19 protein-coding genes and 4 tRNA genes are annotated in these 23,913 nt (G+C 63.3%); 13 read left to right on the forward strand and 10 right to left on the reverse strand.

Translation table 11 applies throughout. The features are described 5' to 3' along the window. Positions 1–22 precede the first annotated feature (22 nt). Together OIU93_RS16620 and OIU93_RS16625 are read left to right on the forward strand one after the other, a co-directional pair. Positions 23–1,048, forward strand: a complete 1,026-nt coding sequence (locus OIU93_RS16620) for a lactonase family protein (protein ID WP_264271178.1) — start codon at positions 23–25, stop codon at positions 1,046–1,048. Between the two features lie 151 nt (positions 1,049–1,199). Further along, on the forward strand, positions 1,200–1,937 hold the full coding sequence (locus OIU93_RS16625) for a triacylglycerol lipase (protein WP_264271179.1): 738 nt from the start codon (positions 1,200–1,202) through the stop codon (positions 1,935–1,937). A 74-nt stretch (positions 1,938–2,011) separates the two neighbouring features. On the opposite strand, the gene OIU93_RS16630 is transcribed toward OIU93_RS16625, so the two are convergent. Beyond that, positions 2,012–2,085: transfer RNA gene (locus OIU93_RS16630), tRNA-Arg, on the reverse strand. 155 nt (positions 2,086–2,240) lie between these two features. Between OIU93_RS16630 and OIU93_RS16635 the strand changes: the two genes are divergently transcribed. Beyond that, a complete protein-coding gene (locus OIU93_RS16635) occupies positions 2,241–2,489 on the forward strand; it encodes a hypothetical protein (protein WP_264271180.1) in 249 nt (82 codons plus the stop codon). 40 nt (positions 2,490–2,529) lie between these two features. On the opposite strand, the gene OIU93_RS16640 is transcribed toward OIU93_RS16635, so the two are convergent. Then, positions 2,530–2,606, reverse strand: a tRNA-Arg gene (locus OIU93_RS16640). Between the two features lie 308 nt (positions 2,607–2,914). Here OIU93_RS16640 and OIU93_RS16645 point away from each other — a divergent pair. The 3 genes from OIU93_RS16645 (at position 2,915) to OIU93_RS16655 (ending at position 6,776) form a co-directional block, all read left to right on the forward strand. Beyond that, entirely contained in the window at positions 2,915–4,744 is a 1,830-nt protein-coding gene (locus tag OIU93_RS16645; protein WP_264271181.1) for a phosphoenolpyruvate carboxykinase (GTP), read from the forward strand. Positions 4,745–4,968: 224 nt separating this feature from the next. Continuing rightward, positions 4,969–5,496 (forward strand): PadR family transcriptional regulator, encoded by a 528-nt coding sequence (locus OIU93_RS16650; RefSeq protein ID WP_264271182.1) that lies wholly within the window; start codon positions 4,969–4,971, stop codon positions 5,494–5,496. Further along, on the forward strand, positions 5,493–6,776 hold the full coding sequence (locus tag OIU93_RS16655) for an alpha/beta fold hydrolase (RefSeq protein WP_264271183.1): 1,284 nt from the start codon (positions 5,493–5,495) through the stop codon (positions 6,774–6,776). The genes OIU93_RS16650 and OIU93_RS16655 overlap by 4 nt, the downstream gene beginning before the upstream one ends. Positions 6,777–7,312: 536 nt before the next feature. Here the strand turns inward: OIU93_RS16655 and OIU93_RS16660 are convergent. The 4 genes from OIU93_RS16660 to OIU93_RS16675 form a co-directional block, all read right to left on the reverse strand. Then, on the reverse strand, positions 7,313–8,494 hold the full coding sequence (locus tag OIU93_RS16660; protein ID WP_264271184.1) for a globin domain-containing protein: 1,182 nt from the start codon (positions 8,492–8,494) through the stop codon (positions 7,313–7,315). A gap of 178 nt (positions 8,495–8,672) precedes the next feature. Then, complete coding sequence (locus OIU93_RS16665) at positions 8,673–9,110, reverse strand: Rrf2 family transcriptional regulator (protein WP_264271185.1); 438 nt, start codon at positions 9,108–9,110, stop codon at positions 8,673–8,675. 169 nt (positions 9,111–9,279) lie between these two features. Next, on the reverse strand, positions 9,280–9,762 hold the full coding sequence (locus OIU93_RS16670; RefSeq protein WP_264271186.1) for a hypothetical protein: 483 nt from the start codon (positions 9,760–9,762) through the stop codon (positions 9,280–9,282). Further along, positions 9,759–11,246: a phosphomannomutase/phosphoglucomutase gene (locus tag OIU93_RS16675; RefSeq protein WP_264271187.1), complete on the reverse strand. Its 1,488-nt coding sequence runs from the start codon at positions 11,244–11,246 to the stop codon at positions 9,759–9,761. The genes OIU93_RS16670 and OIU93_RS16675 overlap by 4 nt, the downstream gene beginning before the upstream one ends. Before the next feature lie 119 nt (positions 11,247–11,365). On the opposite strand from OIU93_RS16675, the gene OIU93_RS16680 reads away from it, so the two are divergent. From OIU93_RS16680 to OIU93_RS16690, 3 genes are all read left to right on the forward strand, one after another. Next, positions 11,366–13,501 carry an ATP-dependent DNA helicase RecQ gene (locus OIU93_RS16680; protein WP_264271188.1) on the forward strand — a complete coding sequence of 712 codons (2,136 nt, stop codon included), beginning with the start codon at positions 11,366–11,368 and terminating at the stop codon, positions 13,499–13,501. 171 nt (positions 13,502–13,672) lie between these two features. Then, positions 13,673–13,921 (forward strand): SCO4226 family nickel-binding protein, encoded by a 249-nt coding sequence (locus OIU93_RS16685; protein WP_264271189.1) that lies wholly within the window; start codon positions 13,673–13,675, stop codon positions 13,919–13,921. Between the two features lie 257 nt (positions 13,922–14,178). Then, entirely contained in the window at positions 14,179–15,156 is a 978-nt protein-coding gene (locus tag OIU93_RS16690) for a hypothetical protein (RefSeq protein ID WP_264271190.1), read from the forward strand. A gap of 155 nt (positions 15,157–15,311) precedes the next feature. Here the strand turns inward: OIU93_RS16690 and OIU93_RS16695 are convergent. Beyond that, positions 15,312–15,400 (reverse strand) — tRNA-Ser (locus OIU93_RS16695). Between the two features lie 138 nt (positions 15,401–15,538). Between OIU93_RS16695 and OIU93_RS16700 the strand changes: the two genes are divergently transcribed. Beyond that, entirely contained in the window at positions 15,539–15,979 is a 441-nt protein-coding gene (locus OIU93_RS16700) for a hypothetical protein (RefSeq protein ID WP_264271191.1), read from the forward strand. Here the strand turns inward: OIU93_RS16700 and OIU93_RS16705 are convergent. Further along, complete coding sequence (locus OIU93_RS16705) at positions 15,969–18,179, reverse strand: prolyl oligopeptidase family protein (RefSeq protein WP_264271192.1); 2,211 nt, start codon at positions 18,177–18,179, stop codon at positions 15,969–15,971. The two genes, OIU93_RS16700 and OIU93_RS16705, sit on opposite strands and share 11 nt — an antisense overlap. Positions 18,180–18,323: 144 nt before the next feature. Between OIU93_RS16705 and OIU93_RS16710 the strand changes: the two genes are divergently transcribed. After that, positions 18,324–19,421, forward strand: a complete 1,098-nt coding sequence (locus OIU93_RS16710) for a type I restriction endonuclease (RefSeq protein ID WP_264271193.1) — start codon at positions 18,324–18,326, stop codon at positions 19,419–19,421. Positions 19,422–19,524: 103 nt separating this feature from the next. Continuing rightward, positions 19,525–21,558 carry an FAD/NAD(P)-binding domain-containing protein gene (locus OIU93_RS16715; RefSeq protein WP_264271194.1) on the forward strand — a complete coding sequence of 678 codons (2,034 nt, stop codon included), beginning with the start codon at positions 19,525–19,527 and terminating at the stop codon, positions 21,556–21,558. A gap of 54 nt (positions 21,559–21,612) precedes the next feature. Here OIU93_RS16715 and OIU93_RS16720 read toward each other — a convergent pair whose 3' ends face one another. Next, positions 21,613–22,398 (reverse strand): VOC family protein, encoded by a 786-nt coding sequence (locus tag OIU93_RS16720; protein WP_264271195.1) that lies wholly within the window; start codon positions 22,396–22,398, stop codon positions 21,613–21,615. Between the two features lie 163 nt (positions 22,399–22,561). After that, a tRNA-Ser gene (locus OIU93_RS16725) sits at positions 22,562–22,649 on the reverse strand. A gap of 198 nt (positions 22,650–22,847) precedes the next feature. On the opposite strand from OIU93_RS16725, the gene OIU93_RS16730 reads away from it, so the two are divergent. Then, the gene (locus OIU93_RS16730; RefSeq protein WP_264271221.1) at positions 22,848–23,825 is read left to right on the forward strand and encodes an NAD(P)H-quinone oxidoreductase; all 978 of its coding nucleotides are present in this window, start codon (positions 22,848–22,850) and stop codon (positions 23,823–23,825) included. Positions 23,826–23,913 lie beyond the last annotated feature (88 nt).

A 23,913-nucleotide genomic window follows, 5' to 3' on the forward strand; every position in this document is an offset into this window, starting at 1 on the left:
GGACGCGGGAGAAGATGGGGATATGGGCAAGAGATTTTGGGTTGGCGGCTATTCCCCGGACGGCGGCGGGACGAGCCTGGGCATCCGGGCCATCGAGATCAGCCGCGGATTGCTCACAGATCTCGGCCTGGCCCACGCCGCTGATTCACCTTCGTGGCTGGCAACCCACCCGAAGCTTCCAGTGCTGTATGCGGCACTGGAACACCGCGGCGAGATCGCCGCGTACCGAATCCTGGACAAGGACAAGCTTGAGCCCCTGGGCAAGCCCGTGGCTGCCGGTCCGATGGTGTGCCATTTGGCCGTCGCCGGCGCCGGAACCGTGTTGATTGCCAGCTGCTACGGTGACGGGCGGGTGCTGGCTTACCCGATCAAAACGGACGGCTCGCTGGCCAAGCCCACCATTGCGCCGGCATCGGCCGACCCCTTTGCCAGCCCTGGTCACCACCCGAGGGCCTCCCGTGCTCACCAAGGCACGGTGCTGCGCTCCGGCAAGATCGTCACCACCGACCTGGGCCACGATTCACTGCGGATGTGGGACCTGGTGGGAGGGGAGTTGCGGCTGCACCGGCAAGTCGCCTTGCGCAAGGGGGACGGCCCGCGCCACCTGGTGGAGCATCCATCGGGGCTCATCTACGTGGTCACTGAACACAGCGCCCAGGTCATTGCGCTGGCCATCAACGCCGCGGGTGAATGGCAGGAAGTGTCGCGCGAATCCCTGGGCGACGGCATCCTCGCCGGCGAGCACTTTCCCGCGGAGATATCCCTGGACCGGCACACCAACAAGCTATACGTAGGGGTGCGTGGAGCCCGGGCCATTTCCGTGCTGGAGCTCAAAGGCGGACGGCCCGTCGTCCTGGGAGCCGTGCCGTGTGCGGGCGAGTGGCCGAGACATCATCTGCAGGTAGGGAACTCGCTATTGGTGGCCAACCAACTCTCGAACACCATAGAGGTCCTCGGATTGGGTCCAGAAGACGGCTTGCCACTCAAGCACCTGAACTCGCTGGCACTGGATAGCCCCACCTGCATCGTCGCGCAAATACCGAACTAGGCGAGCGGAGACCGAGCCGACTCCCCGCTGGATCCGTGCATGTCGATGGCCGGGCTTGGGTATTGTGTGTGGCGGAACCAGGGATGCCGCGGCATCCCGCCGATCGCCGACCTCACCGCAAGCCGGGGAACTAAGACAGTGAAGGGAAGCCATGAACCGCTGGTCGCGCGCACGGTGGTGGCTATTGGATTACGCATATGCCGGTTGGCGGCAATTCATGTCGTTGGTCCGCCGCGAAAGCCCCGCCTCGTACCGAAACGGCGACGCGTCGCTTCCTGCCATTGTGTTGCTCCCCGGAGTGTACGAAACCTGGCTTTTTCTTGAGCCGGCAGCCTCGCGGCTCAACAAGGCAGGGTACCGAGTGTTCACTGTCCCTGAATTGGGAATCAACAAGCGTCCGGTGCCCGAGTCCGCGCAGATCGTGCGGCGGCGCCTCGCAGATCTTCACCGGGAACATGGGATCAACGAGTGCCTTTTGCTGGCCCACAGCAAGGGTGGCTTGACGGGCAAGCACGCAATGCTCGACGTGCTGTTATCTCAGAAGACCGATATGAAGTCGGCACCTGGCTCGGAGATCCAGATCCTGGGTCTGGTGGCCATTGGAACGCCATTTGCCGGCTCTATCTATGCCAAATACCTGTTCTCGCGCACGCTGCGCCACTTTTCGCCAACGAACGCAGTCCTTGTCTCACTCCAGGCGCAGGAAGAGGTCAATGACCGGATCGTTTCCATTTATCCGGAATTTGATCCGCACATTCCCGTTGGCAGTGCCCTTGTCGGTGCGAGGAACGTGAGGCTTCAAGTTGCAGGGCATTTCCGCTCGCTGAGCGAACCGGTCCTGCTGGCTGCCGTCGATGAAGCCGTGGCTTTCCTGGCACTGGATACTTGAGGGCCGGCGTATAGGCAGTCGAGCCGGAAATGAAGAGAGCCGCAATCTTTCGATTGCGGCTCTCTTCATATGAGTGCGCCCAAAGGGATTCGAACCCCTGACCTTCTGTTCCGTAGACAGACGCTCTATCCAGCTGAGCTATGGGCGCATATTCGGTTTTGATCCTGCCTCGCGGCTTGACCTCGAACAACTATACATACCTTTGGCGTGTTGGTCGATTCAGACACGATATTCGTGCGCGAACTCACGCTTCCCGTGGCGATCCGGGGCATGTACTGCTGAACCTGGGGAAACCGGCTTCGAGTGGAAACCGTTTCCTTGGGACAAGGCGGCGGGCCGGATTCGGCAATAGCGGTGTTGACGGCTCCCTGGCCGAAGAGCATTTCATGCGCAAAAGAGGTGACGAAAAGGAAGGCGCAAGAAAAGGGAGAAGTGGTGGTCACGCCCGTGGAGAACACCATCAAGCCGCCCGCCCGCCCCGCCCGTACCGAGGCAGGCTTCATCGGCGACAGGTTCGGTGACGGCCCGACTCTCGAGCGGCCTGGCCGGTGATTAAAGCAGAAAAGCCACGATTTCTCGTGGCTTTTCTCATTGGTGCGCCCAAAGGGATTCGAACCCCTGACCTTCTGTTCCGTAGACAGACGCTCTATCCAGCTGAGCTATGGGCGCATATTCTGTATTTGGTACCAACCTCGCGGTTCGACCTCGAATAACTATACAGAGGAATGTCGCCCGCGCAAAATCCAGGGGCATTCGAGATGAAAGGTTTCAGGGAGGCTTTTCATGAAGTATACCGGTCTACGTGACCTTCGTCACTTCTCGCGTTTAGGGGCAAATGGGCAAAGCCCGAAATGCCGGGGTTTTCGGCTTAACTAAATCATTTTCCGGGTTTTTTGGCGATATGGGTCACAGGGGCTCTGGAGATCGGCCCCATAGCATCGACATATTGCAAATTCAGCCCAATGGAGGGAATGGACATGAGCGAGAGCTCGGACCAGAAGGTCATCGACGCAGCACCGACAACGCATTCAAAGCTTGCCGCTTGGGTGCAGGAAATCGCGGAACTGACGAAGCCTGACCATGTCTATTGGGTGGATGGCACGCAGGAGGAGAACGATCGCCTGACCGCTGAACTGGTTGCCGGTGGCACGCTGCAGAAGCTCACCGATCCTTCGTTCCCCAACTCCTTCGCTGCATTCTCGGATCCCAAGGACGTGGCCCGGGTTGAGGAACGTACGTTCATCTGCTCGGAAAACGAGAAGGACGCCGGCTTCACCAACAACTGGGAAAGCCCGGTCAAGATGAAGTCGATGCTCAAGGGCCTGTTCGATGGCGCCATGCGCGGTCGAACCATGTACGTCATCCCATTCGTCATGGGACCGCTGGACGCGGAGCAGCCGCAGTACGGCGTCGAGCTCACCGACTCCGCCTATGTTGTCGCATCCATGCGCATCATGGCCCGCATTGGCAATGACGTGCTGCGAAAGATGGAAGCCGAGGAAGCCTTCTTCGTCCCCGCGCTGCACTCTGTCGGCGCCCCGTTGGCTCCCGGCCAAGACGACGTGGCATGGCCGTGCAACGAAGACAAGTGGATCGTGCACTTCCCCGAAGAACGCTCCATCTGGTCCTACGGCTCGGGCTACGGCGGAAACGCCCTGCTCGGCAAGAAGTGCTACGCGCTGCGCATCGCCTCGGTGATGGCTCGCGACGAGGGCTGGCTGGCCGAGCACATGCTCATCCTCAAGCTCACCAACCCGGAAGGCAAGAGCTACAACGTCGCCGCCGCCTTCCCGTCCGCCTGCGGCAAGACCAACCTGGCCCTGCTGGATCCGACCATTGACGGCTGGAAGGCCGAGACCCTTGGCGATGACATCAACTGGATGCGCATCGGCAAGGAAGGCGAGCTTCGCGGCGTCAACCCGGAATACGGCCTGTTCGGCGTCGCTCCGGGCACCGGTTGGTCCACCAACCCCAACGCCATGCGCGCCATCACCAAGGGCAACTCCATCTTCACCAACGTTGCGCTCACCGACGAAGGCGGCGTGTGGTGGGAAGGCATGACCGACGAGGCCCCGGCGCACCTGACCGACTGGTTGGGCAACGACTGGACCCCGGACTCCGGTCGTCCCGCCGCACACCCGAACTCCCGCTTCTGCACCCCGATCTCGCAGGTCGACATGCTGGCCCAGGAGTACTACAGCCCGGACGGCGTCGAGATCCACGCGATCCTCTTCGGCGGACGTCGCAAGACCACCATTCCCTTGGTGACCCAGGCACGTAGCTGGACCAACGGCATCTTCATGGGCTCGACCCTGTCCTCGGAAACCACGGCTGCAGCCGCCGGCGCCGTGGGCGTGGTTCGTCGCGACCCCATGGCCATGCTTCCCTTCATCGGCTACAACGCCGGTGACTACCTGAATCACTGGGACTCCATCGAATCCAAGGCCAACCCGGAACGCCTGCCCAAGATCTTCCTCGTCAACTGGTTCCGTCGCAACGCCGAGGGCGGCTTCGCGTGGCCCGGGTTCGGGGACAACTCCCGCGTGCTGAAGTGGGCCATCGATCGCATCGAGGGCAAGGCCGACGCCGTCGAGACCCCCATCGGATTCGTGCCGACCGGCGACTCGATCGACCTGACCGGGCTGGACATGACCCCAGCAGACGTCGACGCCGCAGTGGCAGTGGACAAGGGTGAATGGGCCACCGAGCTGGCCAGCATTGAGGAATGGTACGCAAAGTTCGGCGAGGCGCTTCCGGCGTCGCTGCGCAGCGAACTCGATGGACTGAAGGAGCGCATGGGGGCCTAGGCTTCCCCGCGCAGACGGCAGTTCTCCAGGGCCCCGTTTTCATCGCCCGCCTCCCCGGTTACGGGAAGGCGGGAGCGATGAGGACGGGGCCCTTCCGCTACCCCGCGACAAGGCCTGCCTTTCTCGTCATCGCCGGTGGTGGGGCACGCCTTTAGCCGATGGGATCCGGTATTAAGTGCGTGGCTGCTGGAACAATCCCCTAGGGGATGTGTCAGGATGAAAGTATGATTCTTGCGCGTTTGATCCTCGGGCTCTTGAGTTTGGCGCCCATGACCGGGTACGAACTGAAGAAGCACTTTGACTCGTCCATCAATCATTTCTGGAACGCCGACAAGGCACAGATCTACCGCACCCTGGCCCAACTGGTGAAGGACGGCCACGCGACCGTGACCACCATTGCCCAGCGAAATTATCCGGACCGCCAGGAACACCACATCACCGACCAGGGTCGCCGGGAGCTCGTGGAATGGCTGGGTGGCGAGGTCACCGCCCACACGCCTCGCGAGCCGTTCCTGGCCCGGGTGTTCTTTGCCGCGGAACTCGATCGCGACTCGGTGTTGGAGATGATCCAGTCCCGACGCGAGGCGACGCAAGAGGTATTGGACGACTACCTCTCCCAGCGTGAGGACATTGACATGAGAGCAGCAGCCGACCGCCGCAGCTTCCTGATGGCGGCAACCCTGGACAACGGAATCCGCCACGCATCGGCCGAACTCGAATGGCTGGACGCCGTGACTGAGTACCTACCATGAACCGCCACGAGCACCCCGCCGACGGTGATGCCGGAACCGACGAGGAATTCGTGGACCGTTCCTTCGCGGACGAGCCCACCGCTGCCGGCAAGCCGGCTAAGGCCCCCAAGGAAGATCGTCCGGCCAAGGCGACATCCCCGAAACGCGAACCAAAGGAACGCAAGCCGCGCCCCGATCCGCAGCCAACGTCCAAGACTGCCGCCAAGGACGCCGTGAAGCCCGAGGCGAAGAAGGCCGTGCCAGCCGCTGCCGAGGCGCCGAAGGCCCCGGCCGAAGCCGCCGCCATGCAGGAACCCGCGAAACCCTCCGGTGAAGTGTCCCGGACCGCTGTCCGGGACAAGGCCTCCGACACCCACAAGCCGGTGCGCCCTGCCAAGGCCCCGAGACAATCCAGGCCGACGGTCCCGCACACACGCACCGAGCCTGAGGCTGCGGCGGCGCCGGGCACCGAATCAAGGCAGGCGTCCTCACCGGCACCGCGTGATCCCGGCGCGTACCCGGAGTTCCATGCGCCCACACGCCCGCGCCGGGACGGCAAGGCCGCGCAGACCATCGTCTTCCTGCACGGCGGCAACGTCGCGAACTGGACCTGGGACCCCCAGGTGCGGGCCTTTGGGGACTACGAGGTCCTCACCCCGCACCTTCCCGGCTTCGGCGCCCGGGCCCAGGAGGACTGGGCGGGGCTCGACAGCGCCGCCGACGACGTGGCAGCCGTCATTGCCGACGAGGTCTCCAACGGCGGTGCCCACCTCGTGGGCCTGTCCCTGGGCGGTGTCGTGGCACTGCGCGTGTTGGCCAGGCACCCGGAACTCGTCGAATCATTGCTGATTTCCGGCGTCCCGGCCGCAGGAGTCTCGGCTTCCATGCGGACCATGAGCCGGATGCAACTTCGCCTCTTCGGCAGCGAATGGTACTGGCGCTTCCAGGCCGGCGCCTACGGCATGGTCGCCGACGAGAAGGAACTCTTCACCGAACACGGCACGCACCTGCGTGCCGACAACATGCGCGCCATCATGGACGAGGTGGATCCCGGCGGCGTCCCGGACAAGCTCGGGAACTACAAGGGACCCGTGCTGGTGATTGCCGGAAGCAAGGAACCCAAGCTGGTGGCCAAGTCCTTCCCGGCCCTGGCCCGCGCCCTCCCGCAGGCCGAGTTCCGCACCGCCGTGGGCATGCACCACCAGTGGAACATCGAAGATCCCATCCTCTTCAACGCCACTGTGCGGGCCTGGATCGAAAAGCACACCGCCCACCCTCGCTTGCAGGAGCCCGGACAGTAGGATCACGCGCTGCTCACGGATGGCCGCGGGAGCCCGAAAATCGAAGGCCGTCACCGAACGATCGGTGGCGGCCTTCGCCATGGCCGGGACGGGCTTGAACGTGCTTATTGAGATCTCGCCTGGGGATTCGAGATCTCTAGTTAAAATTCCTGTCCGACTACCTTGAGTTTGTAAATCTGACTAGGCCCACTTCGACACCGAGTCTCACTTTTGCGAGGTCGCCTATAGGCTCGGGATACTGTCGATAATCGGTTCGAAGAGATTCGAACAGGGGTCTGCCCCGACGATGGCGATGTTCATCATTGTGACTGAAAAGAACGAACGCGAAATCGCAAACAACAAAAGTGCGAATGAGTAAGCGTTTGGAACACCCGTAGCCCTCTCACCACGGGATGCGGTTTGCCGTCATCGAACCGAATTGGTCAGTTCTTGCGCAATCGCAAAGGCCGCCACCGAGTTATCGGTGGCGGCCTTTGCCCCCCCAAGCGGGTTCCGCTGATATGCCTATCGCCGCGGGACCCGTGGCTTCCCAGTCGTTAGGCGGCGAGCCACAGATCGGGGCCGAAGACCTCGTAGTGGATGTTCGTGGCGGGGATTCCCGCCTCGATGGCCTGCGAGCGGACCGCGCGCATGAACGGCAGCGGGCCGCACAGGTACAGGCGGGCATCGGTCGGCAGCTCCAGGTTGGCCAGGGACATGTAGCCCTCGGCGGCTTCGGTGTCCTCGGCCTTGGCGCTGATGTCCTCGAGCCACAGCTTCAGTTCGGCGTTGGGCAGGGACTCGACGGATTCGAGCATCTGCTCCTTCAGCGCCCAGGCATCCTCGGTGGCCTCCGCGTGCAGCACCAGGACCTGGCGGTCAGAGCCTGCAGCGGCCAGGGTGGCCAGTGCGGAGGCGCTCGGGGTGCAGCCGATGCCTGCTGTGGCCAGGATGATCGGAGCGCCGGTGGTGTCGATGACCAGGTCGCCGTAGGGGTTGGAGAGCTCGATGACGTCCCCGACGCTCAGGTGCTGGTGCATGAATGGGGAGACCTCGCCGCCGCCGTCGAACTTGGTCGTGATCACGCGCTCGGTGGTGGAAGTGACGGAATCGCTGAGTGTGTACTGGCGGCACTGGCGCAATCCGTCCAGCAGCGGGACGCGGACCGAGACGAACTGGCCGGCCTTGGCGACGGTGACCGGGGTGTCGTCTGCCGGGACGAAGCTGAAGGTGATGGATCCTGTGCCGGCGGCTTCCTTGGACACAAGCTTCCAGTGGGTCCAGATCTTGTCGTTGGCCTGCTTGGCGTAGAGGCCCTTTTCGATCTTGATCAGCGCGTCGGCCATGAGCCAGTAGACCTCGGTCCATGCCTCTGCGACCTCGGGGGTCACCGCGTCGCCCAAGTCCTCGATGATCGCTGCGAACAGGTGCTCGTACACGATCGGGTACTGTTCCTCGACGATGCCCAGCGAGGTGTGCTTATGGGCGATTCGGGACAGAACGGCCTCCGGCAGGGTGCCCGGGTTGTTGACCAGATGCGTGGCGAATGCGGCGATTGATCCGGCCAGTGCCTGTTGCTGCATACCATTCTTCTGGTTTGCACGGGAGAAGAGTCCGTCCAGGAGCTCCGGGTGGGCTTCGAACAAGCGCTCGTAGAACTTGGGGGTGATGTGGGAAATGCGTTCGCCAATGATGGGTAGCGTGGCTTCGATGACCGGGCGGGACTTCTCGGAAAGCATCTTGTGGCTCCTGACGGAGGGTGATCGTTATCTTGTATCTGATATGCAAGATTGATAATTCAGTTCTACACGGAGTAGAAGTCGGAAGCAAATCGGCCCGTTGGTATGTGGGCCCGGGAGCGGTTCCCAGACAACCTGGACGGGAGCACCTCGCCCCAAAATATGAGGCGGCAGGCTGTTAGGGCAGCGCCGGGAAGGGGAGCAGTACGCTGGCGGAAGGCGAGGTGAGATCCCTTACGCACAAAAGGTCGAGCTCGGCATAGAACGCCTCCCGGGCCCGTCGAAGGGCACCGCGGAGCTTGCATCCAGCGAGCAGCGGGCAGGGGATACCGGCTTCGGAAACGCAATCGACGACATCCTCGCGGCCGTCAAGGTCGCGCATCAGGGTACCCACGCGCAGCCTCAAGCCCTGGTCGGTGATTTGCGAACCGCCATAGCGTCCTCGCGCCACGTCCAGGGCGCCGCGGTTGCGCAGTTCCACAATGGCCTTCGCCACGTGGTTGTAGGGCACCCCGATTTGCTCGGCGATTTCCTTGGTGGTGACCTGTTGGTCGCGACGGGAGCCGAGAAACATCAAGGTGCGCAGGCACACGTCCGCAAAGGCGCTGAGTTTCACGTGTTCCATTGTCGCAGGTGTTGGCCCTCCGTGCCGCGGGCTGTGCCGAGGTGCACAGTGGGCCGGCGGCGTGCGACATCTGGTTTCCCTGAATACCTGTACAAAGACCTGTGGCCCAGAGCCCGGATTAGCGGGTTCCGGGCCACAGACAGGAAAGCAATGGTGGGGGCTAGGCCCAGACCTGGATCTGGCCGCCCTCGGCGCTGGGCTCGGAGAATTCCCAGATGCCGGTTTCCGGATCCGGCGCGGTGTACGGCTGCACGATGGCAATCGAAGCTCCGGCGCGGTGTTCGGCCAGTACATGGACCGCGTCCATGCCGTCATCGAGCAAGGTGACATCCGAAACGAAGGCGACGGCGTTGAAGGAATCGCGCTGGTCGGCCAGTAGCTGGACCAGGTCCTTCATCATCACCTCGGCGTCGATGTCGGCTTCGGGATCGTCCAGGTCCTCGGTGGGCTGGACGGCCAGCAAGCGCAGTTCGGGCTCGGCGTTTTCTTCGGTGGCGGGCTCAACGGCGATGGCGAAGGGAAGGAACACGCCCTGTTCTTCCAGCTGCTCACGTGCGACACCCAGGGCGGTGCCCAGGACCTTGTTCAGTTCCGCCTGGGCGGCTTCGTCGAGTTCAGTGATCTTGTTTTCGGGGGTGCTCATGCGTTGCTCCTGACGATATCCAGAACTCCGTCACGGACGAGTTCCATGGTCTTTCGGTCAATGGCTTCCCCGTTGTAGCGGAGGAAGGGTTCGGTGTTGGAGGGACGGAGGTTGAACCAGAACGAGCCATCGGCTGCCGTCACGGTCGTCCCGTCCATGGTACCCACAACGGTCTCTCGATTCGCCAGATCCGGATGGCAGGGCGGGCAGACCAGGCCACTTCGATCGGCGTTGTGTTCGTACCCGTTGGCAAATTCCGCGAGCACGCGGGCCACGGCCCCTGCCTTGTCCTCGACCTCGGAGTTGATCTCCCCGGAGGAAACATAGGGCTCGTACTCGGCGGCGAAGTCGCTCAGTGCGGTGTCCTGGTGGCCTAGTGCCGCGAGCACATGCATCGCGGCCAGCATGCCGGTGTCAGCGTTGTAGAAGTCGCGGAAGTAGTAGTGGGCGGAGTGCTCCCCGCCGAAGACCGCACCTTCGGCGGCCATGACGGCCTTGATGAAGGAGTGGCCCACGCGGGTGACCACGGGGCGGCCGCCGGCCGCGGTGACTGCCTCGGGCACGGCGCGGGAAGTGATCAAGTTGTGGATGACCACCGGGGTTTCCTCGCCCGCTGCTTGCGCGCGCGCGATCTCGCGCACCGCCACCAACGCGGTGATGGCCGAGGGGGAGACAGGCTCGCCCTTTTCGTCGATCACGAAGCAGCGGTCGGCGTCGCCGTCGAAGGCCAGGCCGATGTCGGCGCCGTGTTCGAGCACCGCGGCCTGCAGGTCGCGCAGGTTCTCGGGTTCCAGCGGATTGGCCGGGTGGTTGGGGAAGGTGCCGTCGAGCTCGAAGTACATCTCGATGATTTCCAGCGGCAAACCCGGCAGCAGGGTGTCGCCCAGCACCGCGGGGGTGGTGAGCCCGCCCATGCCGTTGGCGGCGTCCACCACGACCTTCAGCGGGCGGATGCCCGACAGGTCCACCAAGGAGCGCAGGTAGTCGGCGTAGCCGGCTAGCACGTCGAGCTCGCCGACGGTGCCCTCGGGGGCCTCGGTGGACACCGGAAGGCCCTCCTCGAGGTAGCTCTGGGCCAGGTCGCGGATGTCAAAGAGCCCGGTGTCCGAGGACACCGGCACGGCACCGGCCTTGGCCATCTTGATGCCGTTGTAGGCGGCGGGGTTGTGGCTCGCGGTGAACACCACCCCGGCGCAGTTCAGCGACCCGGCGGCGAAGTAGAGCTCGTCGGTGGAAATCAGCCCCAGCATCTTCGGGTTGGCGCCGCGGTAGGCAGCCCCGCGCGCGAAGGCGGCGGCGAACTCTGGAGAGGAAGGGCGCATGTCCCCGCCCACCAGGACGTCCTGTCCGGCCAGGCCCAGCACGTCGACAAATGCGGCGCCAATGGCCTCGACCGCCTCGGCCGTAATAGTGGCCCCGACGATACCGCGCACGTCGTAGGCCTTGAAGGACTCAGAAAGATCGATTTCCACACTCACATCCATGAGCTTATCGGGTTGGCATGGTGCGGCGCGGATTTGAGTCATCGAAGGTGAGTAGTTCCATAGGCCGCGGTTGCCTGCGGTGCGGTCAAGTGTCGGCGGACACTGGAATACTGGGGGCCATGGACGCCTACACACCCAGCATCGATTCGGACTTGCGCTCCGCTGCCACCGCCATCCTGCGTTCCTTGGTGGGCAGGGACGACGCCGATTTTCACGACGGGCAGTTCGAGGCCATTGAGGCCCTGGTTGCCGGGGGACGCCGCGCCCTGGTGGTGCAGCGAACGGGCTGGGGAAAATCGGCCGTGTACTTCGTGGCATCGCTGCTGCTGCGGGCCCGCGGCGCCGGGCCGACGCTGATAGTCTCCCCGCTGCTTGCGCTGATGCGCGACCAGGTGGCCGCGGCGTCCCGTGCCGGGGTGCGGGCCGAGGCCATCAACTCCGCCAACGCCCTTGACTGGCAGTCAATTGCCCAAAAGCTCGACAACGACGAACTGGACGTGCTGCTGGTGTCCCCGGAGCGACTGAACAACCCGGTCTTCCGCGACACCCAGCTGCCCGCGCTGGTGGCGCGGATGGGGCTGCTGGTCATTGACGAAGCCCACTGCATCTCCGACTGGGGCCATGACTTCCGCCCCGACTACCGCCGCATCAAGGACCTCATCCACGCGTTGCCCGGCAGCGTCCCGGTGCTTGCCACCACCGCGACGGCCAACGAGCGGGTGGTCCACGACGTGCAGGAGCAACTGGCCGTGGGCGGTGCCGAGGTCTTCACGCTGCGCGGGTCGCTGGCCCGCGAATCCCTGCGCCTGGGGGTGCTGCGGCTGGCATCGCCACGCTCGCAATTCGCCTGGCTGCTCACGCACCTGAACGACTTCCACGGTTCGGGCATCATCTACACACTGACGGTCTCCGCGGCCGAGGACATCACCCGGCTGCTGGCCGAGGCCGGACACAAGGTGCTGGCGTATTCGGGACGAACCGACACCGAGGAGCGCCACCGCGCGGAAACCGCGCTTAAGAACAACGAGGTCAAGGCGCTGGTCGCCACCAGCGCGCTGGGCATGGGCTTCGACAAGCCGGACCTTGGCTTCGTCATCCACGTCGGGGCGCCCAGTTCCCCGGTGGCCTACTACCAGCAGGTGGGCCGTGCGGGACGTGGCAGCATCAACGCCGACGTCCTGCTGTTGCCGGGCCCGGAGGACCGAGAAATCTGGCGCTACTTTGCCACGAGCTCGATGCCGGACGAGCAAAAGGCGCACGCCGTCCTGCAGGAACTCGGTGCCACACAAGGTCCCCTCTCGGTTCCCGCACTCGAGGCCCGCGTCAACATCAAGCGCACGCCCCTGGAACTGCTGCTCAAGGTGCTGGCGGTGGACGGGGCCGTAGAACGAGTCTCCGGCGGGTGGATCCGCTCGGGCGCCCAGTGGTTCTACGACGCCGAACGCTACACCCGCGTTGCAGCAGCACGCGTGGCCGAACAAAACGCCATGCTCGACTACGAGAACCTGAAGACCTGCCGCATGGAATTCCTCGCCCGGGCTCTTGACGACCCGGCCGCCGCACCGTGCGGCCGTTGCGACAACTGCGCAGGCGTCTGGTTCAGGGACGACATCCAGGACTCGGCCAAGGACTCGGCACAGACCGCGCTGGGCAGGGTAGGCGCATTGGTGGAGGCCCGCCGGATGTACCCCGGCGGCATGGAAAAACTTGGTGTGCAGCTCAAGGGCAAGATCAAGCCTGAGTTCCAGGCCGAGGACGGCCGCGCGCTGGCGCGCCTGACCGACTTGGGCTGGGGCGGCCGGTTGCGTGCGTTGCTGGAGAATGCGGATGAACCGGATGCACCCATTTCACAGGCCATGCTCGATGCCTGCGTGAAGGTCCTGAGCGAGTGGAAATGGTCCACCCGGCCGGTGGCAGTGGTTTCCATGCCGTCGCGGACCCGACCGCAATTGGTTGGATCGTTTGCCCAGGGCATCTCGACCATTGGGCGGCTTCCATATTTGGGACAGCTCGAATATCGGGATCACGGACCACGCGGCGGTTCGGGCGGAAACTCCGCCTTCCGGCTCGCCGCTGTCTGGGACCAATTCGTGGTTCCCGGCGAAATGGCCGAGAAGCTTGCCGGAGCACCCGGACCGGTCCTGCTGCTCGATGACCTGGCAGACAGCCGATGGTCGTTGACAGAAGCAGCCAGGATTCTGCGCGAGGCAGGTGCCCCCGGGGTGCTTCCCTTCGTACTGGGAGCAGCGGGCTAGCAAAGCCCCGGAATCGGTTCCGGAAAGGTACCAATCCGGCCTTTTCCTGCTGGTGTGTGGTTCCCGTCAGAATCCGCGTCATCCAGCTCTGTATAAGCCTCGATGTAGCTCCTACAATGAGGCGAACGCTGAGTCATGAAAGCGTTTGCCACAATCCAAGGAAGTGTTGCTATGGCTGAATTCATGGACGTGCACAATCACATGCAGGGCTTGTCTGCGGAGGATCTGAAGGCTGCGCATGCGGCCGATCTTGCCATCCAGGACGAGGAAAACGTGCAATTCAAGAAGGCATGGGCCGATCCGGAAAGCGGGAAGATTTTCTGCCTGTCCGAAGGTCCCTCGAAAGAAGCGGTCCAGCGGGTCCACGAGCGGGCAGGCCATCTGGCCGATGAGATCTACGAGGTCCCGTTGGTGGTCTGATCCTCGGTGCCGAGGGGGCCTAGGGAGCCAATCGCTGGCTGGAGCGCAAGGCGCAATGCGGGTCGTGATGCAGCCGATTTTCGGCGGCTTCACGACCCCTGTGCATGGCCGAGGACGGATGGGGGATTTTCGGTCCCTCGGATGTCAACATGCGGGGATGGAAAATCTCGCCAACACCGGGCATCGGGGCCTGGGCCGACACAATCCGGCAGCCGCCTAGTTCCGCACTGTGTCCCGCGGGGCCGTAGGCTAGAGTCATGGAAATTCTGCTTTGGGTCGTCGTTCCGCTGCTCATTCTCGGACTTGCGTGGATCGGGTTGAAGAAGCTGCGCATCAAGAACTCGGCAGAGGTTTCTGCCGCAATCACCCCGGAATCGGCCCAGGCAGCCGCAGCACAGCTGACAGCAGAGGGTCACCGAGCCGTCTACAAGTCCTTGGCCCAGGGCGACTTCATGGCCGCAGTGCAAAACTACAAGGCCATGACCGCGGCCGGGTACAAGGCCAGCATCATTGCCGTCCGCAGTCTGGAGCGGTTCCCCCAGATCCGTAAAGATTCCGCCGGCGGACCCACGATTTCCGAGCAGGTCGAAGCCGAACGCCGGGCAGAGGAATCCGAAATCTCCGAACCGCAGACCGGCGCGGCCACCGAAATCCCGCTGACGCCGGAGCCCGCTATTCCTGCTGTTGAAGGCGGGATGGACGAAAACATAGCCGCGCCGGAAAACACCGACAAATCCGATGACCCCTGGGTGGTGCCCAGTGAATGGGCCAAGGAATTCGGCAGCGAATCGGAACGGACTTCCACGCAGTTCAAGGTCGCCTATCTGGTGGACGGCGAATCCCGCGAGTTTGCCAGCGAGGACCTGCCTCCTGCCGAGTACGACCAGTTTCTTTCGTTGGTACGCGACGAGGATCTTCCGGGAGCCGCGGAGCTCATTGCCAAGCACTCCGGCCTGGAGCAAGCAGAGATCCTGCGAATGCTCGCGGCCTCCCCATTGGGTGGCGGCGAGACGCCAACGGCAAACATTGCAGACTTCAGTTTTGAAGGCCAGGGCCCGGACGGCGCCGTGAAATTCAGCATCAACGATCTTGCCGAACCCGAACGCACGGAATTGCTGGAACACCTGCGTCTGGGAGAGCTTGATGAGGCCACGACCATTGTCGTCCGCCACACCGGCCTGCCCGACGACATGGTGCGCACGTTGCTCAATGCGTTTGGCGACGGAGACAAGTAGGGGCCGCCGGCGGTGCTGCCGCCGCACCTGGACTTCTGGCCGCGTACGGTTGGCTCCCGGGGCCAGCCGCACGCGGTTTCTTCTTGTCCGAACAACCCTCTTCCGGCCGCGGGGGTAAAGACGAAAAAACCCCCACCGAAGTAGGGGTTTTTCAGCGGACACGGGGAGATTTGAACTCCCGGTCGAGTTTAACCCCGACACTTCATTAGCAGTGAAGCCCATTCGGCCGCTCTGGCACGTGTCCGTTTTGCTGTTTCCAGCTCCCCTAGACTACCCAAAGCTGGGGCGGCACACAAAACGAGTGTTTTTGTGTGGCCACAAAGCCCCGGGATCCGTGGGTTTCGGAGGCCAGTGACGCCCCGTGGCAGGTAGCGTTGGCCCCATGAAAGCCACCAGACTGGTCACCATTGCCGATCTCGACTACCACTCGTCCAACAAGGGACGTATTTCGGTGACGGCCCGGCTCGCTGTCGTTCTTGACACGGGGCGTGACGTACTTTTGTTGGATGATCGCGGTTGGTCCTCGACCGCGACGTGGTCGGAGGCGTCGGAAGAGGACATCAGGGAAACCGCATTGGTTGTGGTTGGACCGGATGAACCGTCTGGCGACCAGACTGAAGAAGACATGGCGGCGGACTATTGGGAGTACCTGGGCGAAATCCTTGAGCGGCAGGATCTGGACATTGATCCCGCAGAACTCCGGGAACTGCCTCACGAGGTCCGGCTGAGCCAACGCCTACTCAAGCGCATCGGCGCGGCAACCGACACCGCGACCCATGAGGACCAGGGTGTAACGATCCGGCAGTCTCGGCTCAACCGCTGACATGCCGCCAGAGGAACTCATAGCTGGTGGCTAGCATGATGGCCGAGGCCTTGTTGTCACTGGCCCCGGCATGGCCACCATCGACAGACTCGTGGTAACGAACATTGCCCACACCCATGCCCATCATCTTCGCGGCCATCTTCCGGGCTTGCACCGGTCCGACCCGGTCGTCGCTGGTTGCGCTCCAGATCAGGGAGGCCGGGTACTCGATACCCTCGGGGAGGGCATCATCGAGTCGGTGGTAGGGGGAGAAGGTCTGCACGAAATCCCAGTCTCCGGGCACATCCGGATCCCCGTACTCGGCAATCCATGAATGTCCGGCCGCAAGACGGGTGTAGCGACGCATGTCCAATAGTGGAACGCCGCAGGAGATCGCCCCGAAAAGCTCCGGGTAGCCGGTGATCATGTTTCCCATGAGCAGTCCGCCGTTTGAGCGTCCGGTGGCGGCCAAGTGCTCGCGCGAGGTGACACCCCGGGCGATGAGATCGCGGGCTATGGCTGCGAAGTCCTCGTAGGCGCGGTGACGGTTCTCCCGCAAGGCGGCGCGATGCCAACGCGGGCCGTACTCGCCGCCGCCGCGGATATTGGCCACCACATAGCTGCCGCGCCTGCCCTCTTTCGTGCGGCGGGTCAGCCAACCCGGTCCCAGTGCACCCAGGTAGCCCGGGGTCAGGCTGGTCTGGAAACCGCCGTAGCCATTCATCAGCACCGGGTTCTTTCCATCGAGCGGCAGCCCGCGCGGGGACACCTGGAAATATGGGACCCGGGTTCCGTCATCGGAAATTGCGAAGTGCTGGGAGACCTCGAAGTCGCCGGCCTCGAATCTGGCAGGAGCGCTTTTGACGACCTGTGGAACAGTCGGACCCTCGATGTCGGGGGCGAGGCTGACGGTTCCGCGGGCCAGCGTGGTGGGCCTGAGGAATCCGGTGAGCGTCAGCCAGAAGTCATCACCGCATGCTGGGTCTTCGTCGTCGACGGCCGAAATGCTGAAGCTGTGCAGCGGGGAGCCGATGTCCAAGGGATGCAGCGCGAAGTCGTTTGCCGGATCGCAGACGATGATCTGTGAGGAGACGTCCTGCAGGACGTTGAGGAGAATGTGGTTTGTCGTGAAATCGATGGACTGCAGGGACGTGGATGGAGTGGGAACAAAGATTTCACGCAATGTGGCCGCACCGCTCATGAAATCCCCAAGATCGGCCAACACGAGCGATCCCGGAATGTACGTGGTTCCGTCGCGGGTCCATGCGGTCTGCGGGGAGAACAACACCCATCCCCGGTGCAGCGAGACGCCCACATCGGTGGGGACGTCCAAGTGCACCCATTGGTCTTCTTGGCGCACGAACGTCTTGGAATTGTAGAAGTCTATGACGTCGTGGGCGACGTCGCGTTCGAAGCCCGGCGTCGAATCGTGGGAGACATAGGCCAGGACGTGTGACTGGTCAATGGCGAAGATTTCCTCTGCATCGTCCAGGTCCTGTCCGCGGACCAGCCGACGCACGGTGCGGGCGTAGGAGGATAGGGTGAGCGAACCCTCGCCGACATCGGTGGCCACGTACAACGTGTCGGCATCTGCCCAAGATACGTTGGTCTTGGCGACGGGCAAGTCGAAGCCGCCCGGGACGAAGGCGAGGGAGGGCAGGTCGAATTCCCGCACTCGCACTTGGTCGCCTCCGTCGGGGGAAAGCTTGATCAGGGCCCGAGCGTACTCTTCACCCGGTGCCGGGCGCAGCATCTGCGCCCCGGAGAAGACCCAGTCGATGCCTTCGGCCTCTGCCAAGGCATCCACGTCGAGCAGGAGTTCCCACTGCGGATCGTCTTGCCGATAGGACTCCCAGCTGCTGCGACGCCACAAACCCTTGGGATGCCCGGAATCTCGCCAGAAATTGTAGTAGTGCTCCCCGCGCTTGGTGACCATCGGGATCCTGTCGGAAGCATCCAGGATCTTGAGGATTTCTTCCTGGGTGGCGGCGAAATCCTCGTCGAAGAGCTCCGCTTCGGTGCGGGCGTTCTGTCCGAGCACCCAGTCCATGGCGCGCTCTGAATCCAGCTCTTCCAGCCACAGAAGCGGATCTGTGGGGGTGTCAGTGACAGGCCGGGGCACATCTGTTCGAGCAATCGGATCGATTGCTTGGGTCGTGGAAGTATTAGTCGGTTCGGTGAGAGTTGTCGGCGCGGGCGTATCCAGGGGAGGGGTGCTCATATGGACAGTCTAAGGATGCGGTTGGATGTGTGCTTCGGGTTCGTAACCGATTCGTTACTCAATTGCTGATGAGAATCACTTTTTTGTTCGGGTTAGTGGGTAGGTTGGGCACTGGGTCTTAGTTTCGTTGAATAGGGGAAATCAATGCAATTTGGAGAACGGCTAGCAGCGCTGGCAGCAAAGATTCAGCAACAACGCACGATCATCGAAACCGAAGAAGCGACGAAGAACGCATTCATCATGCCGTTCATTTCGACGATCCTTGGTTATGACGTTTTCAATCCGCTGGAAGTTGTCCCCGAATTCACCGCCGACATCGGGATCAAAAAGGGCGAAAAGATCGATTACGCAATCATGCTCGATGGCGAGGTGCAGATCCTGATTGAGTGCAAGCGATCGGTCGGTGGCCTGAAGTATGAGCATGCGTCTCAGCTTTACCGGTACTTCGCAGCAACCACCGCACGGATCGCGATCTTGACCAATGGCGAGGTTTACCAGTTCTATACCGATCTTGATGCACCGAACAAGATGGATGCGAAGCCATTCTTGATCCTCGATATGAATGACATCGACGAAACGTTGATCCCCGAACTGCGCAAGCTCTCCCGCGACGCTTTTGACCTGGAATCCATCGTCAGCGCAGCCGAAGAATTACGTTATGTCGGGGAAATCAAACGTGCCATCGCGGCGAACTTCCAAGAGCCAACGGCCGAGTGGGTCAAATTCCTCTCTGCGGGCGTCTACGGGGGCCAGTTTACGCAACGGGTTCGCGAGCAGTTCACGGGCCTCGTTGCCAAGGCCACGAAACAGTACCTTGCGGATCAGGTGAATGATCGGCTCAAGGCAGCACTCGGGGAGCCGAACATCCCCATGGTCACCGCGGCGGCGGCAGCGGCCAGCGTAACCAGCCAACCCGTGGCCGAGGCAGACCTCGAGCAAGACGATGGAGTCGACACGACCCTGGAAGAGATTGAAGGCTTCCACATTGTTCGAGCCATTGTTTGCAAAACCGTCAAGGTCAACCGCATTGCGCATCGAGATGCGAAGTCCTATTTTGCGGTTCTCCTCGACGACAACAATCGCAAGCCCATCGCCAGATTGCATTTCAACAGATCGCAGAAGTACCTAGGTCTGTTTGGGGAGGACAAGGCTGAGACGCGCATCCCCATTGAGAGCCTGGACGAAATCTACATGCATGCAGATGCCCTGCGTGCCACCGTCGAAAGCTATGAAGCGGCCTAAGTAATCCTGCCAGCGGTGCGGACCCTCGCTTCGCTTGGGCGCGGTCTTCAAATGCTGCGCCCAAGCGAAGCGATGGACCGCAACAGCAGACTAGGCTGAATCCGTGAGTGAGAAGAAAAATTTCGGTAGGGAACCGTACGTCATAGCCATTGTGGGTGCAGGGCCCAGGGGGACCTCGGTCCTCGAACGCCTGGCTGCCGAGTTGCGGCGCACCCAGAGCCACTCACGCAAGATCACTGTGGTCGTCTATGACGTCCATGACCCGGGTGCCGGGCATGTCTGGTCCACCGCCCAGTCCCGTCTCTTCTTGATGAACACCCCGGCAGGGTTCCCCACGGTGGCCCCCGTCCGCACGCACCCGGACGAGCCGGGGCTGAGCTTTGACCAGTGGCGTGCCGCCGGCGGCGACGGGGCGGCGCTCAGCAGCGTGGAAAGAACGGAACTGGAGCAGATGGAACGAGGCTCCTACCCTCCGCGGGCCCTCTACGGCCGCTACCTGCGTCATGTTTTTGACGGATCGGTTGCAGCGCTTCGTTCCCATGAGGCGGTTTCCGAGGTGCGCTTCGAGCGTGCAGAGGTCACCGCGCTGCACCGTGGGGAGGCCGACTACTTGCTTCAGGCCCACCCCGTCGATGGCACCCGCCCCCACCCGCGGCGGTCGGGACCGGAGTTCGAACTGCGCGCCGACGCGGTGGTCTTGGCCCTGGGACATGTTTCGGCACGACTGAACCCGTCACAGGGAGCCATGGCCCAGGCCGCCGACGATGCCGGCCTGCTCTACCAGGGCCCGAACGTGCCCGGGGACGTTGCCTGGGACAAGGTGCCGGGCGGGGAGACGGTATTGGTAAGGGGCCTGGGACTGAACTTCTTTGACGTGATGGTTGCCTTGACGGTGGGACGCGGGGGTCAATTCAACGAAATCAACGGAGGGCCCGGCCGGGCCCTGGAGTATTGGCCCACGGGCCGCGAGCCGCGCATTGTGGCAGCCTCCCGCCGCGGGACGCCGTACCGCGCGAAATCCTGCATCGAGGATTTCATCCCGGACTCGGTCCGGCTGCGCTACCTGGATAGCGAGGTGCTCGTCCAAAGGGTCGCCGAGGCCCGGATGCTCAACCCGGAGGCAACGGTGCGCTTCGACGCCCACGTGTGGCCGTTGCTGCACCGCGATGTCCTGCTGGCGTACTACCGCACGGCGGCCCGGCGCCACCCCTCCCGCTTCGAGGTGGACCCGGACGAGTTCGTTGACATGCTCACCGATGCCCTCGATGCCGAGCACCAGGCGGGGTCCCAGGTATGGCTGCAGGAAGCCCGACGACTCGTGGGGGAACTGGCTCCGGCCATGGGGTTCCTGGATGTTCCGGGGCTGGGGCATCCCTTTGCGGAACAGGGATTCCCTTCCCTGAAGGCATACCAAAAAGCGGTCATGGAATACCTGGAGTACGATGCCATTTCCTCGGTGGAGGGTGAGAAGGACCCACTGAAGATGGCCATCGCCACGTTGAACGCCGGGCGCATGATCGTCAAGGACCTGCTCGCCGAGGGCCTGATTTCCGACGAGTCGCGGCTGGCCGAGGTACAGGGTTGGTTCGAGCCCCTGGTGGAGGGGTTGGCTTCCGGTCCGCCCCTGCAGCGCATCGAGGAACTGGCAGCGCTGGCGCGCGCCAAGGTCGTGGAATTCATCGGCCCCGACCCGGAATTCGAGATCGATGTGCCCACCGGGATGTTCACCGCGTCCTCGCCCTGGGTCGATGCCCCGGCATACACGGCACGGACGCTCATCGAGGCGATGATGCCGGCCAACCGCGTGCTGCAAACAGATTCACCGCTGCTGCGGCAACTGCTTGACGACGGGTTGGCGGCTGCCTTCACCATGCGCAACGACCAGGGCGAACCGATCCCGGGACAGGGGCTTGACGTCGTCGGCGAGCCTTACCGGATGGTCGATGCCCGGGGGTTGGCGCACCGGGCGATCTTCGTGCTCGGACTGCAGCTGTCCTCGGCCCAGTGGGGCACAGCGATTGCCGCCCAGGCTGGGGCGCCGCTTGACGGTGCGGCACGGACGCTCGGCGACGCCCAGGATATTGCCCACGAGGTACTGCGGATGAGCCAGGTCAAGGACCTGGTCCAGCCGCTTTAACGGCACGGGGGAAGGTGCGGGCGCCGGCATCCGCACCTTCCCCCGTGCCCGAACCTACTGGGTCTGCTTCACACCCACCAGCTTCAGCGAAGCACCGCAGCAATCGGTGATCGCGGCAACCCGGCCAAACTCCGAATCCTCCGGGCCCTCGGTCACTGCACCGCCGTTGGCCACCGCCGTCGCGCAGGCCGCATCCACGTCGTCCACGCCCCAATAGGTCACCCAGAATCCGGGGACCTCGGCCGGGAGGAAGCCTGCGGCGTCCATCAGCCCGGCCCGGGCATCGTCGCCCTGCCCATAGGTGGTGTACCTGAATTCAGGGGCATCGGACATGACGTGCATGTCCCAGCCAAAGGCCCTGGAGTAGAACTCCACCGCCGCGGGGTACGCCTTGGAATACAGCTCGTGCCAAGCCGGGGACCCGTGCTCGGAATCGACGCCGAACCCCTGGTGCTCCTGCGGCTGCCAGACGCCGAATGCGGCACCGCCGGCATCAAGGAAGATGCCCATGTGCCCGTATGGCGCCACGTGCATCGGCGGCATCAGGACCTGGCCGCCTGAGTCTTGGACGCTGGCCTCGGTGGCGGTGATGTCATCGCTCTTCAAATACAACGACCAGATGTTCGGAATGCCGCCGAACTCGGGCTGGTAGGGGGAGAGCCCGGCCACGAGGTGCCCGTTCCTCGTGGCACTGAGATACCCGCCGTACTCCTCGGAACTCGGTTCCTCGAACTCCCAGCCAAAGAGGGCGGCATAGAACTTCTTGCTGGCTTCGATGTCGGTGCTCATGATGTCGGTCCAGACCGGGTTTCCGGCGGGGGTGCTGTTGCGCAGGGTCATCTTCGAACGCTTCCAATCCTGGTTGCCGTTGGTTCGGGATCCGGGAATCGTGCTTGCCCGGATGATTCGAATCCTACGTGCGAACACTGGACTTGGACATGGCTTCATGGTTAACGGAAAGAGGCGGTTCCCGTGGGTACGGGAACCGCCTCTTTGAATTGCGCGGATGGTAAGAGATTTGAACTCTTGGTACGGGGTTACCGCACACTGGTTTTCAAGACCAGCTCCTTAGGCCGCTCGGACAACCATCCAGACCCAAAAAGTATACGCCAGCCCGCGGGTGCCTTCGAACCGCCACGCCCCGCCGGTCACAAACGGGAGCCGGAATTTCCCGGCGGTTAGAGTGGCCCCAAGAAGGCAAAACGCGGATGCCGGGACCTAAGAAGCATGGGCCGCCGGGCAAAACCCGCGATCAAAGCAAAGGAAAACGGGAGAACACCATGACCACGATGCAGGCCATTGAATACCGCGGTGCAGGCGGTCCCGAGGTGCTGGTCGAGACCGAGCGCCCCATGCCGGTCCCCGGGCCCGGGGAAGTGTTGGTCAAGGTGGCGGCCTTCGGGCTCAACCGTGCCGATGTGCAACAGCGCCGGGGCGTTTACCCGCCGCCTCCCGGTGCCAGCGACATCCCCGGACTCGAGGTGTCGGGCACCATCGAGGCGCTGGGGGAGGGTGTCGTCTCGGCCGCCATTGGCCAGCGGGTGTGCGCGCTCCTGGCCGGGGGCGGATATGCCCAATACGTGACGGTGCCCGCAGGGCTTGTCATCGAGCTCCCGCAGGACGTGGACCTGGTCGACGCCGCGGGCTTCATGGAGGTCGCCGGGACCGTGGTGTCGAACCTCTTCCTGGAAGCCGGGCTTACCGCGGGCAGCACCGTGCTGTTGCACGGCGGGGCCGGCGGGATCGGTTCCATGGCCATTCAGCTGGCGGCCGCTGCAGGGGCCCAGGTCCTGGTGACGGCCTCGAGCGAGGAAAAGATCGCCCATTGCCTTGCGCTCGGCGCCTACGCGGGCATCAACTACCGCGAGGAGGACTTCGCGGCACGCACCCTGGAGTTGACCGACGGCGCCGGGGTGGACGTGATCCTGGACGTCGTGGGCGCCAAATACCTCGCGCAAAACGTCCGCATCCTGGCCACCGGCGGGACCCTGGTGGTCATCGGCCTTCAGGGCGGGGCCAAGGCGGAACTGGATCTCCGGGCACTGATGACCAAGCGTGCCAGGGTCATGGGCACCACGCTGCGTGCCCGTCCGCTGGACCAGAAGGAGGAAATCGTCGCCGCGGTGAGGAAACACGCGCTGCCGATGCTGGCCCAGGGCACGCTGGATCTGTCGATCGACCGACGTTTCCCCTTCAGGGAAGCCCGTTTGGCGCATGAATACTTCGATTCGGGGAACCACACGGGGAAAATCATCGTAAAGTTCTGAAACTGTTTTTCCCACGGGCTACGGTGTATCTCAGAGGGTGGTGTCGTGGACCACTAAGGTCCGCGGCGCGCGCCTAAAGGATCACTCG

This window comes from Paeniglutamicibacter sp. ZC-3 (assembly GCF_025847175.2).
Classification (GTDB): Bacteria; Actinomycetota; Actinomycetes; order Actinomycetales; family Micrococcaceae; genus Paeniglutamicibacter; species Paeniglutamicibacter sulfureus.

What these genes read in the sequence shown, in the direction of transcription:
- OIU93_RS16650 (WP_264271182.1), top strand. Translation starts at nt 4,969, where the DNA reads ATGATTCTTGCGCGTTTGATCCTCGGGCTCTTGAGTTTGGCGCCCATG.
- OIU93_RS16690 (WP_264271190.1), top strand. Translation starts at nt 14,179, where the DNA reads ATGGAAATTCTGCTTTGGGTCGTCGTTCCGCTGCTCATTCTCGGACTT.
- OIU93_RS16680 (WP_264271188.1), top strand. Translation starts at nt 11,366, where the DNA reads ATGGACGCCTACACACCCAGCATCGATTCGGACTTGCGCTCCGCTGCC.
- OIU93_RS16730 (WP_264271221.1), top strand. Translation starts at nt 22,848, where the DNA reads ATGCAGGCCATTGAATACCGCGGTGCAGGCGGTCCCGAGGTGCTGGTC.
- OIU93_RS16675 (WP_264271187.1), bottom strand. Translation starts at nt 11,246, where the DNA reads ATGGATGTGAGTGTGGAAATCGATCTTTCTGAGTCCTTCAAGGCCTAC.
- OIU93_RS16710 (WP_264271193.1), top strand. Translation starts at nt 18,324, where the DNA reads ATGCAATTTGGAGAACGGCTAGCAGCGCTGGCAGCAAAGATTCAGCAA.
- OIU93_RS16620 (WP_264271178.1), top strand. Translation starts at nt 23, where the DNA reads ATGGGCAAGAGATTTTGGGTTGGCGGCTATTCCCCGGACGGCGGCGGG.
- OIU93_RS16705 (WP_264271192.1), bottom strand. Translation starts at nt 18,179, where the DNA reads ATGAGCACCCCTCCCCTGGATACGCCCGCGCCGACAACTCTCACCGAA.
- OIU93_RS16700 (WP_264271191.1), top strand. Translation starts at nt 15,539, where the DNA reads ATGAAAGCCACCAGACTGGTCACCATTGCCGATCTCGACTACCACTCG.
- OIU93_RS16670 (WP_264271186.1), bottom strand. Translation starts at nt 9,762, where the DNA reads ATGAGCACCCCCGAAAACAAGATCACTGAACTCGACGAAGCCGCCCAG.
- OIU93_RS16720 (WP_264271195.1), bottom strand. Translation starts at nt 22,398, where the DNA reads ATGACCCTGCGCAACAGCACCCCCGCCGGAAACCCGGTCTGGACCGAC.
- OIU93_RS16655 (WP_264271183.1), top strand. Translation starts at nt 5,493, where the DNA reads ATGAACCGCCACGAGCACCCCGCCGACGGTGATGCCGGAACCGACGAG.
- OIU93_RS16645 (WP_264271181.1), top strand. Translation starts at nt 2,915, where the DNA reads ATGAGCGAGAGCTCGGACCAGAAGGTCATCGACGCAGCACCGACAACG.
- OIU93_RS16685 (WP_264271189.1), top strand. Translation starts at nt 13,673, where the DNA reads ATGGCTGAATTCATGGACGTGCACAATCACATGCAGGGCTTGTCTGCG.
- OIU93_RS16660 (WP_264271184.1), bottom strand. Translation starts at nt 8,494, where the DNA reads ATGCTTTCCGAGAAGTCCCGCCCGGTCATCGAAGCCACGCTACCCATC.
- OIU93_RS16625 (WP_264271179.1), top strand. Translation starts at nt 1,200, where the DNA reads ATGAACCGCTGGTCGCGCGCACGGTGGTGGCTATTGGATTACGCATAT.